This window comes from Pantoea sp. XY16, assembly GCF_025153065.1.
Lineage (GTDB): Bacteria > Pseudomonadota > Gammaproteobacteria > Enterobacterales > Enterobacteriaceae > Pantoea > Pantoea alfalfae.
Genome location: NZ_JANZNP010000002.1, coordinates 47,032 through 63,624 on the forward strand (window position 1 = coordinate 47,032; position 16,593 = coordinate 63,624).

The window sequence follows — 16,593 nt, forward strand, 5'->3', positions numbered from 1 at the left end:
GTGAGCGCTGACTATCAGAAATGGGTAAACGCCCAGTAGAGCAGGGCGGAGAGCAGAATGGAGACCGGCAGCGTTAATACCCAGGCCACAGCCAGATTACGCAGGGTTGAAAACTGCAGACCAGAGCGGTTGGCCGCCATGGTGCCTGCTACGCCGGACGACAATACATGGGTGGTTGACACCGGCAGGCCAAAGCCATCGGCTGCGCCAATGGTCATCATCGCCACCAGCTCGGCGCTGGCACCCTGGGCATAGCTCAGATGGGTTTTCCCGATGCGTTCTCCCACCGTCACCACAATCCTGCGCCAGCCGACCATGGTGCCCAGCCCCAGCGCAATTGCCACCACCACTTTCACCCACATCGGAATAAAGCGGGTGGCGCTATCGAGTTCAGTTTTCACCGCTTTCAGATTGCGTTCGGTCTCCTGCGGCAGTGTGACCTTTGCGGTCTGCAGGTGCTTAATCGACTCCGAGGCCAGATACATCTGATTGCGGGTGTTGGTCACTGCCTGGGCAGGAATGTTATCCATCGAACCGTAGCGGCGAATCTGATCGCCCACCTCGTTAAGCGTCCTGGCCAGCGCCGGTAACACCCCGGCATTCATCTGGTTGCTGCCGACAAAACCGGTCAGCACGTCGCGCGCCGCCGGAGGATGTGCTGTCGCCGGTTGCAGTTGCAGCAGCTGATGGGCGGTCACCTCGGTCAGTGCGGCCACGCGTGGGATCTGATCGGCCGGCAGCGATCGGTTCAGGGCGTAAGCGATCGGCATAGTGCCCACCAGGATCAGCATAATCAGCCCCATTCCTTTCTGTCCATCGTTGGAGCCGTGCGCAAAGGAGACGCCGGTGCAGGTCAGGATCAGCAGACCACGGATCCAGACCGGCGGCGGCTGGTCACTTTTCGGCGCCTGATAAAGCTGGCGATTACGGATAAACATCTTCATCACCCACAGCAGCAGCCCGGCGCAGACAAAACCGACCACCGGCGACAGCAGCAGGGCATAGCCGACCTTAAGTGCCTGATCCCAGTCCACGCCGCTCAGTCCGCTGCGGCCGTGCAGCATGGCGTTAGCCACCCCAACGCCGATAATTGAGCCAATCAGCGTATGCGACGACGACGAGGGCAGACCGAAATACCAGGTGCCCAGATTCCAGATAATGGCGGAGAAGAGCAGCGCATAGACCATGGCAAAGCCGTTGCCGCTGCTGGCCTGCAGGATCAGCTCGACCGGCAGCAGCGAGATAATGCCAAACGCCACCACGCCGCTGGAAAGCAGCACGCCCATAAAGTTACAGAAACCGGACCAGACTACCGCCACGCCGGGCGTCAGCGAATGGGTGTAGATTACCGTGGCGACCGCGTTGGCGGTATCGTGAAAGCCATTGACGAACTCAAAGCCGAGCGCAATCAGCAGCGCCAGTCCCAGCAGAAAGAACGGCAGATAGCTGGTGACCGGCATATTGGTTTCTTCAACATCATTGACCAGGTTAAGTCCGGCGAACGCCAGTCCGGCGACCAGCAGAATGAAAAACAGCGGCTTACTGAAGCGACTGCCCTTGCCGTTGAAATCGGGGCGTCCCCGGGCTGATGAGGAGGAGAGACTGTTTTCGCTCATGGTGTACCTCACGTGGCTGATGCCGGATGCTGATTTGCATCGGGTTAACAGAGTGTGATACGCGCTTTCTATGACAGATTAATGATGGTCACGCGGGGAAGGATGGAGGAAATAGTGGGTAATTTGCCTTAATTCAGGCAATAAAAAAGCCAGCGACAGGCGCCGGCTTCTAAAAGCAGGGCGGCAATTACGAGCTGGTATTGGCCGCGGCTGCCGGTGCTGCTGGTGTTACCGGAGCGGCCGGTGCGGCTGGCTCAGTGGTCGGCTGCTGTGGCTGCGCGGCATCACTGCTGGCACCCTGTGGGGTCACCGGCGTCATCGGTTCTTCCTGTGGTGCAGCCTGCGGGTTTTCCGGCGCCGGGACAGGTGCGGTCTGGATGTTGTTTTCCACACCGTTCACTTTTACCGGCATACCGGTGCGGCCCTGAATAGCGCCGTTAACCTGATCCTGATTGACGCTGGCATCAACCAGCACTTTGCTTACGGCCTGCGTCAGCGTAATCGGCACCAGTTCACGTGAGTTGAACTGCTCTTCGGTGGTCGACAGCGGGTTATGCACTTCAACGTACCGTGAGCCATCAGGCTCTACGGTCGCTTTTACCGGCTGGTCAACGAACTGTACGCGCGTGCCGACCGGCACGTTCTGATACAGCCACTTAATATCGTCAGCGCGCAGACGCACACAACCGTGGCTCACGCGCAGGCCGATACCGAAGTTGGCGTTGGTGCCATGAATCGCATAGAGACGACCGATATAGAGCGCGTAAAGCCCCATTGGGTTATCCGGGCCTGCCGGGAACACGGCTGGCAGCGTTTCACCGCGTGCCGCGTAATCCGCGTGCATACCTTTGGTTGGCGTCCAGGTCGGGCCATCTTTCTTACGTTCTACCGCTGTGGTCCAGTTAATCGGGGTATCTTTACCCAGTTCACCGATACCAATTGGCAACACCACCACGGTTTTGCTACCTTTCGGATAGTAATAGAGACGCATCTCCGCGCTGTTAATCACAATGCCTTCACGCGGTGCGTCAGGCAGGATCAGCTGCTGTGGGATGATCATTTTGCTGCCAGCTTTAGGCAGATAAACGTCAACACCCGGATTAGCTTCCAGCATATTGCTGAGGCCCATCTGGTACTGCGCCGCAAAAGCTTCCAGCGGCAGCTTGCTGTCTTCAGGAACCGTAATTTCAATATTTTCCCCGATCAGACGGCTGTTGGCCGGCGGTAACGGGTAAACCACAGCAAAGGCTGACTGGCTGAACGCTGCCAGGGCCAGAGCGATTGAAGCGAAAGCGCGAATAATTTTCATATTTTACAAGTCTTTATCGCCATATTTCAGGCTGGTCTATGTGTCGAATTCATGCTGGCCAATGTGACCTGCTGCGCATTATATGTTCATTAATCTGACGTTGTGAATCGGGATTTTAACCTGCCTGCAATACTTTACGTAAATTCACCGCGGATGTTAGCGCATTTCCGGAAAGCAGGGCGCTAAAAATGGGGCTTTCCGGGCTTATCGCTGACTAAGGTTGCCACTGCGTCTGTTCACCACTGAGTTTGCGATTCAGGAAAAAGGCGGCACTGATTAACGCCAGATGCGTCAGCGCCTGCGGCGTATTGCCCAGCGCATGACCGTGGCTGTCAAATTCCTCGGCGTACAGGCCCAGCGGATTGGCGTAGCTCAGCAGCTTCTCAAACTCAAAATGCGCCTCCTGAATCCGGCCTGCGCGCGCCAGACACTCGACATACCAGAATGAACAGGCACCAAAAGAGCCTTCCGATCCCTTAAGGCCATCGGCCGGTGTTTCATGCGTGTTGTAACGCCGCACCATACCATCGCTGACCAGATTGGTTTTGATCGCATCCAGCGTGGCAATCCAGTCCGGGTCGGTGGCACCGACGAAGCGCACCAGCGGCATCAGCAGCATGGAGGCATCAAGATGTTCCCCATGACGGGTGGCAGAGAAATGGCCGCGTTCACTGTTCCAGAAGTTTGCCCAGATATCTTCGCGGATCTCCCGACGCGCCCGATCCCAGCGTTCGTAAGGCATCGGCAGGGATCGCTTCATGCCCAGTCGCAATGCGCGATCCAGCGCCACCCAGCACATCAGACGCGAATGCAGGAAGTGTTCCGGCTCGCCGCGCATCTCCCAGATACCGGCATCGGGCTGATTCCAGTTATCACACAGCCAGTCGATCATTTTGACCACATGCTCCCAGCCGCGCTGAGAGATCGCCTCACCATACTTATTGGCCAGATAAACCGCATCCATCAGCTCGCCATAGATATCGAGCTGGGTCTGCTGCCAGGCGTCATTGCCGATGCGAACCGGACGGGAGTCGGCATAGCCGGAGAGATTGAGTAACTCCATCTCATGTAGCTCGGTGCCGCTGTCCAGCCGGTACATCACCTGCAGGCGCATCTCATCGTGATGGCTGTTTTCAACACAGCGTCCAACCCAGTGGGTAAAGTGTTTGGCTTCATCGACGTAGCCCAGCCGCATCAGGGCATACATGCTGAACGAGGCGTCGCGGATCCAGGAGGCGCGATAGTCCCAGTTGCGTTCGCCGCCCAGCTCTTCAGGCAGGCCAAAGGTTGCCGCCGCCGCAATCGAGCCGTGCTGATGTGAAGTCAGCAGCTTCAGGACCAGCGCCGAACGCTGCACCATCTCGCGCCAGCGTCCCTGATAGGTGCTGTGGGCGCTCCAGCGTCGCCAGTAGTTAAGCGTCTCTTCGAAACAGTGTTCGGTCGCCAGCGCTTCGATATGTGCATCATCCACGCTGCCAAATTCAAACTGCGCATGTTCGCCGGGCTTTAATGTGAAGTGGGCGGTGGCGCTGTCATCCTCCAGCGTCATGACCACGGAGGCCGCAAGGCGCAATGACGGCTGGCCTTCGGCATGGAAGTCGATGCAGCCGTTGTGCGCTTCGGCACGGGTCTGCGCCCGGGCATAGTCATGACGCGGTGAACAGTGCAGCTGGAAGGTTGCGCTGCCGCGGATCATTTTGACCCGGCGGATCAGGCGCGGCAGTTTGTTCTTATCATCACAAATCGGCATGTAGTCGGTGATTTCCGCTACGCCCTCATCATCCAGCCAGCGGGTCTGCAGAATATTGGTATCGGGCAGGTAAAGCTGCTGACGCCGCGCATTGGGCCAGTCAGGGGCCAGGGAGAAAAGGCCGGCATCATCGCTATCGAGCAGGGCGGCAAACACCGACGGGCTGTCGAGTTCCGGCCAGCAGAGATAATCAATGGTGCCGTCATTCGCGACCAGCGCACAGGTGCGCAAATCACCGATGACGCCGTGGTCTTCAATCTTACGTTTTACCTTACTCATCCTCATCTCCCTGTCAGTGTCCCTCCTAACTATAGCTGAGCCCGCCGATGCGGCTTCGTTTGGGCACAGATGGTTAACGCGGGGGTGAATAAGGACGGAGAGGGTAAGATGGGCGGGTGAGACTTACATTATCGTCAGCAGGTCGCCAGACGCTGTTCAGCGTCTGGCGACCGGTGTGTTATCTGGTGAATACGCCGTTCATTTATTGCTGATCGGCCCGGCGGTTGTGCCAGCGGCGGATCACCCAGCGCAGCACAAAGGCGAAGACGACCGCGCCGACCAGCCACAGCAGATGTTTCAGATGCTGATCGAGTTTATGCAGCCACGGTGCGATGATGCCGCCCGCGAAATAGCCCAGCGTCACAAAGATCAGCGACCAGATAGCCACCCCGATGACGTTGAGAATAAAAAATTTCATCGGGTTGAGGCGGCTGGCACCGATGATGATGGGACCAATCAGCCGGAAGCCATACATAAAGCGCACGCCAATCACGAACAGGCTGGGGCGGCGTTTAATCAGGCGGTTTGCCTTGACCACTTTGTCCTGATGCTTTTTAAAGCGGTGCAGGATCCGCGTGCCCCAGCGGCGACCGATCCAGTAGAGCAGTTGATCGCCAACAATGCCGCCGCCCATCGCGGCCAGCACCACTCCCACGTAATGCAGCAGCCCCTCATGCGCGGCAACACCGCCCAGCAACGTAAATGTTTCCCCCTCGGCGATACAGCCAATAAAAAGTGCCAGGTAACCGTACTGCGTAATTAATGCGTTGATATCCAGATGCAAAATGACCCTCCCTGTTCAGTGACTGTTTCTTCAAGTCTATACGCGATTTAGCTTTGCTTCCGCTCGTGCCTCATGGGGCCGTTTATTTATGCTGTTTTTTTGTCCGGTCACCACGAAAATTTCACTGCCGTTTATACTTGAGAAGACGCTGCCCCTAAAGACGGATGCATCATCGGGCAGCCCACTGCATCAGAGGATTGAATCTATGAATCATGTCTGGGGTCTGCTGGCGCATCCGAATCAGGAAATGCGTCATATCAAGCAAGAGAATGAGAGCGTATCGCACCATTACACCCACCATGTTCTGTTGATGGCGGCGATTCCGGTGATCTGCGCCTTTATCGGTACAACTCAGCTGGGCTGGAATCTGGGCGAGGGGCAATATGTGCAACTTAACCTGGCAACCGGGATCGGGCTGGGCATTCTGTTCTATCTGATTATTCTGGGCGGTGTCGCGGTTATGGGACGCGTGATCCACTGGATGGCGCGTGATTTTCCGCAGCGTCCTGGCGTCCAGCGCTGCACCGTGTTTGCGGGATACGTGGCGACGCCACTGTTTCTCAGCGGGCTGGTGGCACTCTATCCGCTGGTCTGGCTCTGCGTGCTGGCCGCCGCTGTGGCGCTGCTCTACACCGGCTATCTGCTCTATATTGGCATTCCGCTGTTTCTGAATATCGATCGCGAAGAGAGTCTGCGGTTTTCCGGCTCTACACTTGCCATCGGCGTGCTGGTTTTTGAAGTGTTACTGGCATTGACCGTGGTGCTGTGGGGATATGGACCGCATCTGTTCTGACTGACCACTGCCGCCGCTCTGGCGGCAGTACTCTTTTTACGCCCGGAAACAATCTCACCAGGAAATTTCTTAACCTTAAGCGTATGATGCTGCTGCCAGCCCGCGCGCCGACGTGAATGAAGCGGGCGGCCTGTGTCGGTCTGACACAGTACACAATCATAACCGGGTTTTTTTCTACGATGCCTGCAAAAATTCGCTCCACCCTGCTTTCGCTGGCGCTGCTCGTTTCCGGGCAGATTGTTTCACTTCCGGCGCAGGCGACGACTTCGCTGTCGCAACTTGCGCCTATTGCTCAGCCGCAGATCGCTTCTGGCAGTGCGATGATTGTCGACCTCACCACTAATAAAGTGCTCTTCTCCAGCCACCCGGATCGGGTCAGGCCGATTGCGTCCATCACCAAGCTGATGACCGCGATGGTGGTGCTGGATGCGCATCTGCCGATGAACGAGATGATTAACGTCGATGTCAGCCAGACGCCGGAAATGCGTGGCGTTTTCTCGCGCGTGAAGCTCAACAGCCAGATCAGCCGACGCAATATGATGTTACTGGCGCTGATGTCTTCAGAAAACCGTGCCGCCGCCAGCCTTGCACACGCCTATCCGGGCGGTTATCGCGCCTTTATCCAGGCAATGAATGCCAAAGCGCGGTCACTTGGCATGAAACAGACCCGCTATGTAGAGCCAACCGGCCTCTCAACGCAGAACGTCTCCAGCGCACAGGATCTGGTGAAGTTACTCAAAGCGACGCGGGAATATCCGATGCTTGGCGCGCTCAGCACCACAAAAGAAGAGACGGCGGTGTTTGCCCATCCGAACTATGCGCTGCCGTTCCGCAATACCAACCATCTGGTCTATAAAAACGACTGGCATATTCAGCTGACCAAAACCGGTTATACCGACGAGGCGGGCCATTGCCTGGTGATGCGCACGATGATTAACAATCGTCCGGTGGCGCTGGTGGTGCTGGATGCCTTTGGCAAATATACCCACTTCGCCGACGCTAACCGTCTGCGCAGCTGGATTGAGACCGGCAAAGCCGCGCCAGTCCCCGCTGCTGCACTGGCGTATAAAAAGCAGAAGTCGGGCCAGGTTGCCAGCAATGGTGCCAGCAGTGCCGACGTTGAGTAGAGAATAGCGGGTGTCGCGCACGGCGCGCACTGGCATGAACTGCAGGCTGAGCAGGTCGCCGGGAAGAAGCAGGCAGAGGCGTACAGCGATGTTTACGCCGCTGCCTGTCCCGAATCAGCCCGAAAAATGCCCGTTATTCCTATATTGCCATCCCTTGCAAAGCCCTACACTTACGCGCGACTGGCGAGGGACGATCGCCTGAATTAAGCTGCCGGAATCTTACACATATGTTTATACGATCCCTTTTTGCATTGTTAATGCTGGCGCTGGTAGGGTTTGCCCCGGCGCTGGCGCTGGCCGCAGATGATGCGGCCGGTGCTGCTCAGGAACAGGATGCCCCGCCGAAGCTGAATGCCGCGGTTGAACTGCCGAAAATGCAGAAGATCCTCGACAAAATTAAAAGTCAGGTTTCTGTCGATGCTGGCGAAAACAAGCTGACGCAGCTGAATGAAATGGCGCTGGAGCTCTCCGGCAATGCCGATACGCTGGGTCAGGCGCTGGTTCCCGATCGCCAGCAACTGGAAGCCCAGTTGCAGGTGCTGGGTCCGGCCCCGAAAGCGGACAGCGGCGTCAAAGAGACGCCGGAGGTGACGCGCAAGCGTAACACGCTGGAGAGTCAGAAAAGCAAACTCGACGACCAGATTAAGCAGGCTGAAGGCATTAAAAATGGCGCACTGATGCTCTCCTCGCAGATTGTTAACCTGCGTCGCGATCAGCTGAAAAGCCAGCTGGCGCTGAACTCCGGCAGCATTCTCGGGGCGCGCTTCTGGTCACCGTTGCTCAGCACACAGGATCTGGATGGCGAGAAAATTGGTGAGTTCCTGCAGGAGTTGCAGGACACCGCAGCGCTTTCCTGGGAGCCGGGCTGGCGCGTCGGCAGTGTCTTCTGGCTGCTGGCGGCGCTGCTGGTGATGACGGCTGGCCGTCGTTACAGCGAAGAGTTTCTGGCCTGGATCAGCATTCACAAACTGCCGGAAGGTAAGCTGCGCCGCAGTTTCCTGGCGGCAGCGATAGCCCTGACCACCCTGGTGGCTGTCGTCCTCACCTTTAACTTCATCGCCCTGGCCTTTACCCGCCGTGATGAGGTTTCTGAAAACGTTCAGGACTTTGTGGATCAACTGGTTCGGCTCAGTGTCTTTTGTGGCCTGATTGCCGGACTGGGACGCGCTTTCCTCTCTACCCGTCGCCCCAGCTGGCGTTTACCGACCATCTCCAATGAAGTGGCGATGGCGTTAAAACCGTTTCCACCGATTACCGCCGTGCTGGTCTTTATCTTCCAGACGGTCGAGGCGTTTAACTACAGCGTCGGCACCAGCCTGAATACCACCATTTTTGCCAACGGGCTGACGGCCCTGCTGATCGGCAGCACCGCGCTGGCGATCAGCATGCGTACCAACCGCGTTCGTCGCCGTATGACTCAGGCGGGTACACCACCGGAGGCACGTTCTACGCTGGTCGGACTGATCCAGATGGGCCTGACGCTGACCGGGATCGCCATTCTGGTGTCGCTGCTCATCGGTTACGTCACGCTGGCGCGCTTCCTGAGTTATGAAGTGATCTGGTGCGGCCTGCTGTTTGGCTCGTTCTACTTCCTCAGTCATCTGCTGAAAGATGGCTGTGAGAGTCTCTTCTCAACCAGTAACGCTACCGGTCGTCGCATCCAGAGTTCGCTTAACATTAATGAGCGTCACCTGCAGCAGACGGCCACGCTGCTGGCGGCCATTGGTAAAACGTTCCTGGTGCTGATTGTCGCGCTGGCGCTGGTCAACGGCACTTTTGCCTCCTCAACGCCGATTGAGCTGCTGCAAAAAGTGATCGAGTTCTGGGGCGGTAAAGGACTCGAATCCCTGAACATCGTACCGGCGCACATGGTGAATGCGATAATCTGCCTGATTGTCGGAATCTATGTGCTGCGCTCGGTGCGTCGCTGGCTCGACACCGATTTCCTGCCAAAAACCACCATGGATGTGGGAATGCGGGTGTCGCTGGTGACGCTGTTCAGCAACATCGGTTACGTGCTGATTATCCTGCTTACCCTGTCGATCATGGGTCTGCAGTGGAACAAGCTGGCGTGGATCGTCAGTGCGCTGTCGGTTGGTATCGGTTTTGGCTTACAGGAGATCGTGAAGAACTTTATCTCGGGGCTGATTCTGTTAACCGAGCGTCCGGTTAAAGTCGGCGATCTGGTGAGCATCAGCGGCATCGAAGGGGACATCCGCCGCATTAACGTGCGTGCCACCGAGATCCAACTGGGCGACAAGTCCACGGTGATTGTGCCTAACTCACAGTTTATTTCGCAGAACGTGCGCAATGCGACCATGGGCAATGCGCAGGGGGTGGTGACGATTACGCTGACTTTCCCCCTCGATATCGATCCGGTGAAGGTGCGCGATATTCTGCTGGAGGTTTACAACGAGAATGAACGCATTCTGGAGACGCCGGAGCCGTCTGTTTCGTTTAAAGATCTGACCCAGCAGGGGATTGTGCTGAGCGTCACGGGTAACGTGGCGGGTCAGCGCCAGATCTCAGGCGCGAAGAGCGACCTGCTGTTTGATATTCTGACGCGTCTGCGTAAAGAGGGCATCCTGCTCTCGACACCGCAAACCATGATTATTGAGCGCCGTCAGCAGATGGCGGGTGTGGCGCCGGTACCGGAAGAGAAGCTGGTTTAGGTGTGAAAGGGCCGACATCTGTCGGCCTTTTTTATATTCACAACGCTGGCTTCTCAGCTCATGCTTAATCCCGCTTACTACAACGTTTCCACGCGACTGGTGCGCTGGCCGTCACGGCTGACGGAGCGGATTGTCACGGCACCGCTGATCTGCGGCGGTCTGTTAGCATCGTAGCGCTGCCAGTTAGCCCCTTTGTCCAGGCTGTACTCCAGCATCACGCCGGGCAAGGCGACATTCATCGACAGGATGCCATCTACGATTTTTGCTCCCGGCACCGGCAGGCGATAATCGATACCCGCTTTATCCAGCTTCGCCAGTTCCCGTTGTCCCAGCAGGTTGGCAAATCGCTGCCAGTCATGCAGGCGTGCCTGCTGATCGACGAGATGGGTTTTGCCTCCCGTGTATTCCTGACCTGGCTGGTAATCCCGCTCCCAGCTGGCGCGGTGCCAGCTTCGTTCCGCGACCGCAAACAGGCGCGGATAGATCATGTGCTCCATCTGGGCGTCAGTACGCACGGTTTCACTCCACAGCTGGGCCGACATGCCATAAGCACCACTCCACGGCTTCTCTGATTTGGCGCTGAAAAAATTGCCGTCGCGATCCACCGAGGTCTCCGCATTCTGCGGCAGGTTGTCCGGTGCAAAGCCAAAGATTTTACGCTCGTCGTTGAAACGTGTGCCCCAGTAGTAGCCGCGCTCCAGCGGGTTCACCTCATACGGGAAGTCCAGATAGAGGTAGTCAGGACTGGAGATCACGACATCGTATCCTTTCTGTGACCAGTCGGGGGCACTGTCAAAACCGCCCCAGTAGAGGGTATCCCAGAAGTTGACCGCAACGCGCGGGGTAGCGAAGGCTGCGGCATTTCTGGCATCTTTTAAACCATCCTGCCACGCCTGCATTTTGCCAATGCCGTGGCGGTTAACAATTTCACTGACGGACAGGGCGAAATAGCTCGGCAGGTGCGCCAGATCTTCCACTTTGCCGCTCTTCACCAGCGCCTGGCACGCCTGCGATTTCGCCCACGGCAGATCTTCGTTACGCCAGTCGCGCAGGCCGGTACCTGGTTTAGGGTTATTTTTGTCAGAGTAGCCTGCACCCAGGCGGATATTCTTCGCTTCATCCCCGCCGAAATGCCAGGTGCTTAATGGCTGTCCCGCTTCCTGATGCATCGCCTGAACCTCACCGATCACCTTGTCGACAAAGCGCTGAGAACCCGCAATGCAGGGATTGAGATAGCTGGTGCGGTCGTAAAGCTGCACCGAGGTGGTATTGGAGTCGTCGGTGGGATCGATCAGGCGGTACGCGCTGGCCTGTTCAGCGTCTCCCGCTTTCATCAGCCGCTGATAGCGCGCTTCCATTGAGATGACCGCCGCACGGGCGTGGGCGGGCATATCAATTTCCGGGATCACCTGAATGTGGCGCGCCTGCGCATATTTCACAATGTCGATGTAGTCAGCACGACTGAAGTAGCCGCTACCGTTGTTATCGCTGAACGGACCGGAACCGAGCTGCGGCAGCAGACAACGCTGTTCGGTCAGGTCATGACAGCGTTTAGCGCCCACGTCAGTCAGTTCCGGTAAGCCAGGAATTTCAATCCGCCAGCCCTCATCGTCACTCAGGTGAAAGTGAAAGCGGTTCATCTTCCACGCCGCCATCTGATCAAGCAGCCGCATCACCGCCTGCTTACTATGAAAGTTACGGGCAACATCAAGAAACGCGCCGCGATAAGCAAAGCGCGGCGCATCATGGGCTTCCAGCGCGGCGATACGCGCCGCACCTTCGCCAGGTACCAGTGAGAGAATCGACATCAGACCGTAGAAAGCCCCGGCAGCATCGTAGGCCACCACAATGGCGCGGCGGGGCGTGATATCCAGATTGTATGCGCCCGATTTCGCCGTTATGCCGCTGAAGTGGTCCGGCTTGATCTGTGTCGTGATGGCGAATCCATCTGGCGCTTCTTTCAGGCCGAGCAGGGTCAGGCGCTGTTTTACCGCTTCACCGGTTTCAGGTGTCAGCCCGGTAAGCATCAGCCTGACGCCGCGGCTGAGATCGGCATCCTGCGGGCGGAGCTTCATCTCAAGCGGCGTGGGTGTGATTTGACCGCGCAGCGCAGAGACGGGCAGGGCAGCAACATCGCTGTTTTTATCAAACCGGCTGACGGGCTGCATCAGGACATTGTGGTCATCGGCACTGCGTCGCCAGTGCTCACCCAGCGGCAACATAAACTGGCTGGGGTCTTCATGGTCGGTGCTGGCAATAATTTTGGGCGTTGCCTGCCCGGACGTGACATACCAGCGCGGCATCACATCAGTGACAAACAGCTGCCAGTATTCATTAACGATGGGAATCTGCACCGACTCACCTGCACCAATGCCGGTAAACTTGTCCGTCGGCTCCAGTCGGGTTAAGTCGCCAACCAGGTGGGTCATTTTAAACTGATCGTTTTCGACCCGCAGCGTCTGGTGAACGTTGCTCATGTAGATGGCCCAGTGTTTGTCGGTCAGTGCCGGGCCGTTATTGGTCAGGGTAATGGTCGCGCGATTGCAGGCGGCATAGTCGGCACCCAGCGCGGCGCAGTCGGTGCCATTCAGAGCGGCCTGGTTGTCATTCACCTGATAAGTGATGCCAGACTGGCTGATTTGGTTCACCACCTGCTGCGCTGACGAGCTGGCGTGGCCTGAGGCTGCAGCGCCCAGCAGAGTGAGCGCGATAAGGCTTAACTTAAACATATTGATTCATCCTTGCTGCTGAAGAGATATCCGGGAGTCTGCAGGGCGTCAGAACAGGGTAAACGGCACGATAACCATAAATTTGATGTCCTTTTCGTCCTGAAAAATGTTGCCGTAACCGCCGCTGTAACTGGGCAGATTGCTGTGGTTGTCGTAGCGGGTGTAATGCAGTTTAAACAGGGTATCTTTGGCGCGGCCCTGCTGGATTTGATAGATCAGATCAAGGTTCCAGGCGGACTCTTTCAGCCGCTGGCTCTGGTCAACGGTGGGCAGGGTGGCGGGTCTGGCATCCCAGCCCCAGACGTATGATGCGCCCACTTTCCAGCCCGCCAGTTGCCACGGCGTTAAGTCGAGCATCGCACCGGCAAAGACCGCTTTTTCGCCATTGGCGTTCCAGTCGGAACGGGCATCCCACCAGATATCCAGTCGGCCATTGGAGCTGGCATAGCCCGGCGTCATGCGCTGCAGGAAGAAGCCCTGATTGCCCTCTGCTTTGACCCAGCTGCCTTCGAGGCGCAGATCCACCGGGCCGACGTTATAACCGATCGTGATTGCCTGTAGCCAGGCGAGGCCATCATAGACATCGCGGGGGTTAGCGGCACCGCCCTGCACGTTGTCGTGTGCGCCGTAAAACTGATAGCTGGTGGAGAGTGCATTGCCATACGGTGTGGCCGACCAGGAGGCTTTGGCAAAATATTGATCCATATAATCCGCCGCCTGACCGAATGCCCCTTCAAGGACCAGATTATTCTTGAAGTCATATTTCATGCCGAATGAGTGCAGATAGCTGATATGCGTTTTGCCATCAGCCTGTCGGAAATCATATAAATCACGATACCAGGGCGCCTTATATTTATCACTCCACATCCACGAGAATGATAATGCTCCGGCTTCCTGGAAATCATATAGCGCACCCACTTCGACGCCGCGATAGGTGCCGGGTAAGAAACTCCAGTGCGGCGCAAGGATCGTCTGGCCGGTGGGCTGAATATATCCGGCGCGTAACCAGTATTCGTTATATTTTAATTTAAGCGCGGCTTTATAAACTGAAGCGCCGCCGCTGTCGCCATTCCACTTTTCATCCCAGCGGGTACGTGCCTTACTGAAGCCAATTTCATTAGGAGCGGCGGGGCCGCTGTTGGCGAGTTCAGCAGCGCCAAAAACGGCCAAGTCCAGACCTATCCACTCCCCGGCGTAACCTGACTGGAAGTCGAGATTACTGTTGAGCGAGGCGTGATGTAAATTAGCCCGATACTGTCCCTGAGAGTCACTGGCGGGATCGGTGTCTCTGCGATCCCGCTGCCGCTGCCAGTAAAAAACATTACCTTTTAGCGATGCGTCATCAATAAATCCGGCCGCATAAGCGGGAGATGAAATTATTGCTGACAGGGCTATTATCACAGTGGCTATTTCCATTAACGCTAAAGCATAATTATTTTTCCGCATGACTCTTCCTCCCTGAAGAAAATAAAGGTCATTAAACAGCTTTTAGTTTTAGTGGCGACAATCTATTTTTCGCGACGCGAATTATCAATTGGTGGCGGGGTATTTTGTGAGGTGTTGCGCAGAAACCGATGACAGTAAATAAAGCAGGTGCAATCTGGGAAGGAGAATTAATTTTTTGATGAAGATGTTAGTCATCAGCAGAGATAATACGGCAGGCAATTCCAGGAAGTGAGTGGATGGCTGCGTCGTATGACGGTCAGCCTGCTCAGACAGGCTGACCCATAACGCGCTTAAACCTGCTTCACCGCCCAGCCTTTTTGCTTGCTGGTTTTGCCAATGCCAGGATTAAAGCTATTGGTCGGATCGAGCTGGCGATAGAACGCCGCCAGTTGCGGTTTGGCCTGATAGAGATGACCGACGTTATGTTCAGCGGGATATTCTGCGCCGCGCGCCTGCAGGATCTCCAGCATCTGCGTTTTCAGCGCGTGCACATCCACCCCTTTTCTGACGATGTAATCCTGATGGAAGACGTGACAGAAGAAGTGACCATAGTAGAGGCGGTGGCTTAATGATGCGCGAATCGCATCGGGCAGGGTTTCAAACCAGTCCGCATCGTTGCGACGCAGCGCGATGTCCAGCGCCAGAATATCCTCGACCTCATCTGCATGGACTGCGTGGTAGCGCACGGCCGCACCCGCTGCCGCAAAGCGATGCAGAAACGCGTGCGCACCTTCTTTACCTTCACACTCAAAGAACTCACCACCGCCTTCACGAAAGTAGTCGCGCAGATAGTTACGCGCCTCTGCCACGCCATCGCCCGACATCTTCAGCATCAGATGATGTTCATACTTGTCACGATACTGCTTCATGCGTTTGGGCAGATGCGCCGGGAACAGTTTGCTCAGGCGCTGCAACAGCCGGTCGCTGAAGTGCGGTTTAACGAAGGAGAGCTTGCTCAGCCAGGCATCAATCCGACCCTTCAGCGTGAAAAACAGCGGCATCTTATCGGTGCCCAGCTTGTCGATCATCAGGAAGGTATCTTTGCCGTAGACTTCCGCAATGTCATAAATGTCGCGGTGCATATATTCGCCCGCCACCGGCAGATGGGTGAAATGCGCCAGGATGTGACGGCGGATATCGTTAAGCACACCGGGTTCATTGGTGCCGATGTAAAATACCTGCTGCTGCGGTTCGCTGGCGAAAGTATCCAGTCGCACGGCGAAGACCGCCAGTTTCCCGGCACAGCCGGACGCTTCAAACAGGCGACGCGCATCGGCGTTATAACGGGCGGGCGTATCCGCATCGACTTCACGGACGCGATCGGCATATTCATGATCGGAGGCGTGACGGCCATCGTGCTGCACATCTTTGGGTTGCCAGCGGTCGTCATCCAGCCGTCCCAGAATCTCTTCCGGTGAGGTCCCCAGATCGATACCCAGATGGTTCACCAGCTTCAGTCTTCCCTGTGCATCAATCTGCGCATACAGGGCCATCTCACTGTAGGCCGGACCGCGCTTAATCAGCGATCCGCCGGAGTTATTACAGATGCCACCCAGCACCGAAGCCCCAATGCATGAGGAGCCGATCACCGAGTGGGGTTCACGCCCCAGCGGCTTCAGTGCTTTTTCCAGCTGATAGAGTGTGCTGCCGGGGAATGCCAGCACCTGCTGGCCGTTGTCGATCAGCTGAAGCTTATCCAGCCGCAGGGTACTGACAATCACCAGCGGACGGTCGTAATCGTCGCCATGCGGCGTTGAACCTTCGGTCAGGCCGGTATTCGCCGCCTGCATCAGGATGATGACATCCGCTTTCACCAACGTTTGCAATACCCGCCAGAGTTCCAGCAGCGTACCGGGAAACGCCACGGCCAGCGCCTCACCTTCGCCGGAGCGAAAGCCTTTGCGATAGCGGGCAGTCTGTTCAGGTTCTGTCAGCAGATGGGCAGGGCCGACCAGGCGGCGCAGGTCAGAAAGCAGGGCAGAGGTTTGTATCATGAGCAATTCCCTTGTCTTATCAGTGCGTCCTAACTGTAGCACGTCAACTGACCTCAACGCAGTGTGACTCTGGCCGCTACCTGCTATTCTCATC

10 protein-coding genes are annotated in these 16,593 nt (G+C 56.7%); 3 read left to right on the top strand and 7 right to left on the bottom strand.

The annotated features are described in order from the left end of the window. Window positions 1-14: 14 nt before the first annotated feature. The 4 genes from N1689_RS01880 to N1689_RS01895 form a co-directional block, all read right to left on the bottom strand. Window positions 15-1,616: an inorganic phosphate transporter gene (locus N1689_RS01880; protein WP_222924316.1), complete on the bottom strand. Its 1,602-nt coding sequence runs from the start codon at window positions 1,614-1,616 to the stop codon at window positions 15-17. Window positions 1,617-1,803: 187 nt separating this feature from the next. Further along, window positions 1,804-2,925: a L,D-transpeptidase family protein gene (locus N1689_RS01885; RefSeq protein ID WP_222924312.1), complete on the bottom strand. Its 1,122-nt coding sequence runs from the start codon at window positions 2,923-2,925 to the stop codon at window positions 1,804-1,806. Window positions 2,926-3,139: 214 nt separating this feature from the next. After that, window positions 3,140-4,954 carry a glycoside hydrolase family 15 protein gene (locus N1689_RS01890; RefSeq protein ID WP_161736217.1) on the bottom strand — a complete coding sequence of 605 codons (1,815 nt, stop codon included), beginning with the start codon at window positions 4,952-4,954 and terminating at the stop codon, window positions 3,140-3,142. 202 nt (window positions 4,955-5,156) lie between these two features. After that, window positions 5,157-5,738, bottom strand: coding sequence for a DedA family protein (locus N1689_RS01895; protein WP_260057710.1), 582 nt, complete (start codon window positions 5,736-5,738; stop codon window positions 5,157-5,159). A 205-nt stretch (window positions 5,739-5,943) separates the two neighbouring features. Here N1689_RS01895 and N1689_RS01900 point away from each other — a divergent pair, with 205 nt between their 5' ends. The 3 genes from N1689_RS01900 (at window position 5,944) to N1689_RS01910 (ending at window position 10,330) form a co-directional block, all read left to right on the top strand. Then, a complete protein-coding gene (locus tag N1689_RS01900) occupies window positions 5,944-6,531 on the top strand; it encodes a Yip1 family protein (RefSeq protein ID WP_161736215.1) in 588 nt (195 codons plus the stop codon). Window positions 6,532-6,710: 179 nt separating this feature from the next. Next, window positions 6,711-7,658 (top strand): D-alanyl-D-alanine endopeptidase, encoded by a 948-nt coding sequence (pbpG, locus tag N1689_RS01905; RefSeq protein ID WP_161736214.1) that lies wholly within the window; start codon window positions 6,711-6,713, stop codon window positions 7,656-7,658. 227 nt (window positions 7,659-7,885) lie between these two features. Next, complete coding sequence (locus tag N1689_RS01910) at window positions 7,886-10,330, top strand: DUF3772 domain-containing protein (RefSeq protein WP_253421382.1); 2,445 nt, start codon at window positions 7,886-7,888, stop codon at window positions 10,328-10,330. A gap of 77 nt (window positions 10,331-10,407) precedes the next feature. Here the strand turns inward: N1689_RS01910 and N1689_RS01915 are convergent, their stop codons facing one another. The 3 genes from N1689_RS01915 to dld form a co-directional block, all read right to left on the bottom strand. Then, on the bottom strand, window positions 10,408-13,059 hold the full coding sequence (locus tag N1689_RS01915) for a beta-N-acetylhexosaminidase (protein ID WP_260057714.1): 2,652 nt from the start codon (window positions 13,057-13,059) through the stop codon (window positions 10,408-10,410). A 48-nt stretch (window positions 13,060-13,107) separates the two neighbouring features. Continuing rightward, the gene (locus N1689_RS01920; RefSeq protein WP_311202142.1) at window positions 13,108-14,475 is read right to left on the bottom strand and encodes a chitoporin ChiP; all 1,368 of its coding nucleotides are present in this window, start codon (window positions 14,473-14,475) and stop codon (window positions 13,108-13,110) included. Between the two features lie 320 nt (window positions 14,476-14,795). After that, window positions 14,796-16,499, bottom strand: coding sequence for a D-lactate dehydrogenase (gene dld / locus N1689_RS01925; protein ID WP_161736773.1), 1,704 nt, complete (start codon window positions 16,497-16,499; stop codon window positions 14,796-14,798). Between the last annotated feature and the right edge of the window lie 94 nt (window positions 16,500-16,593).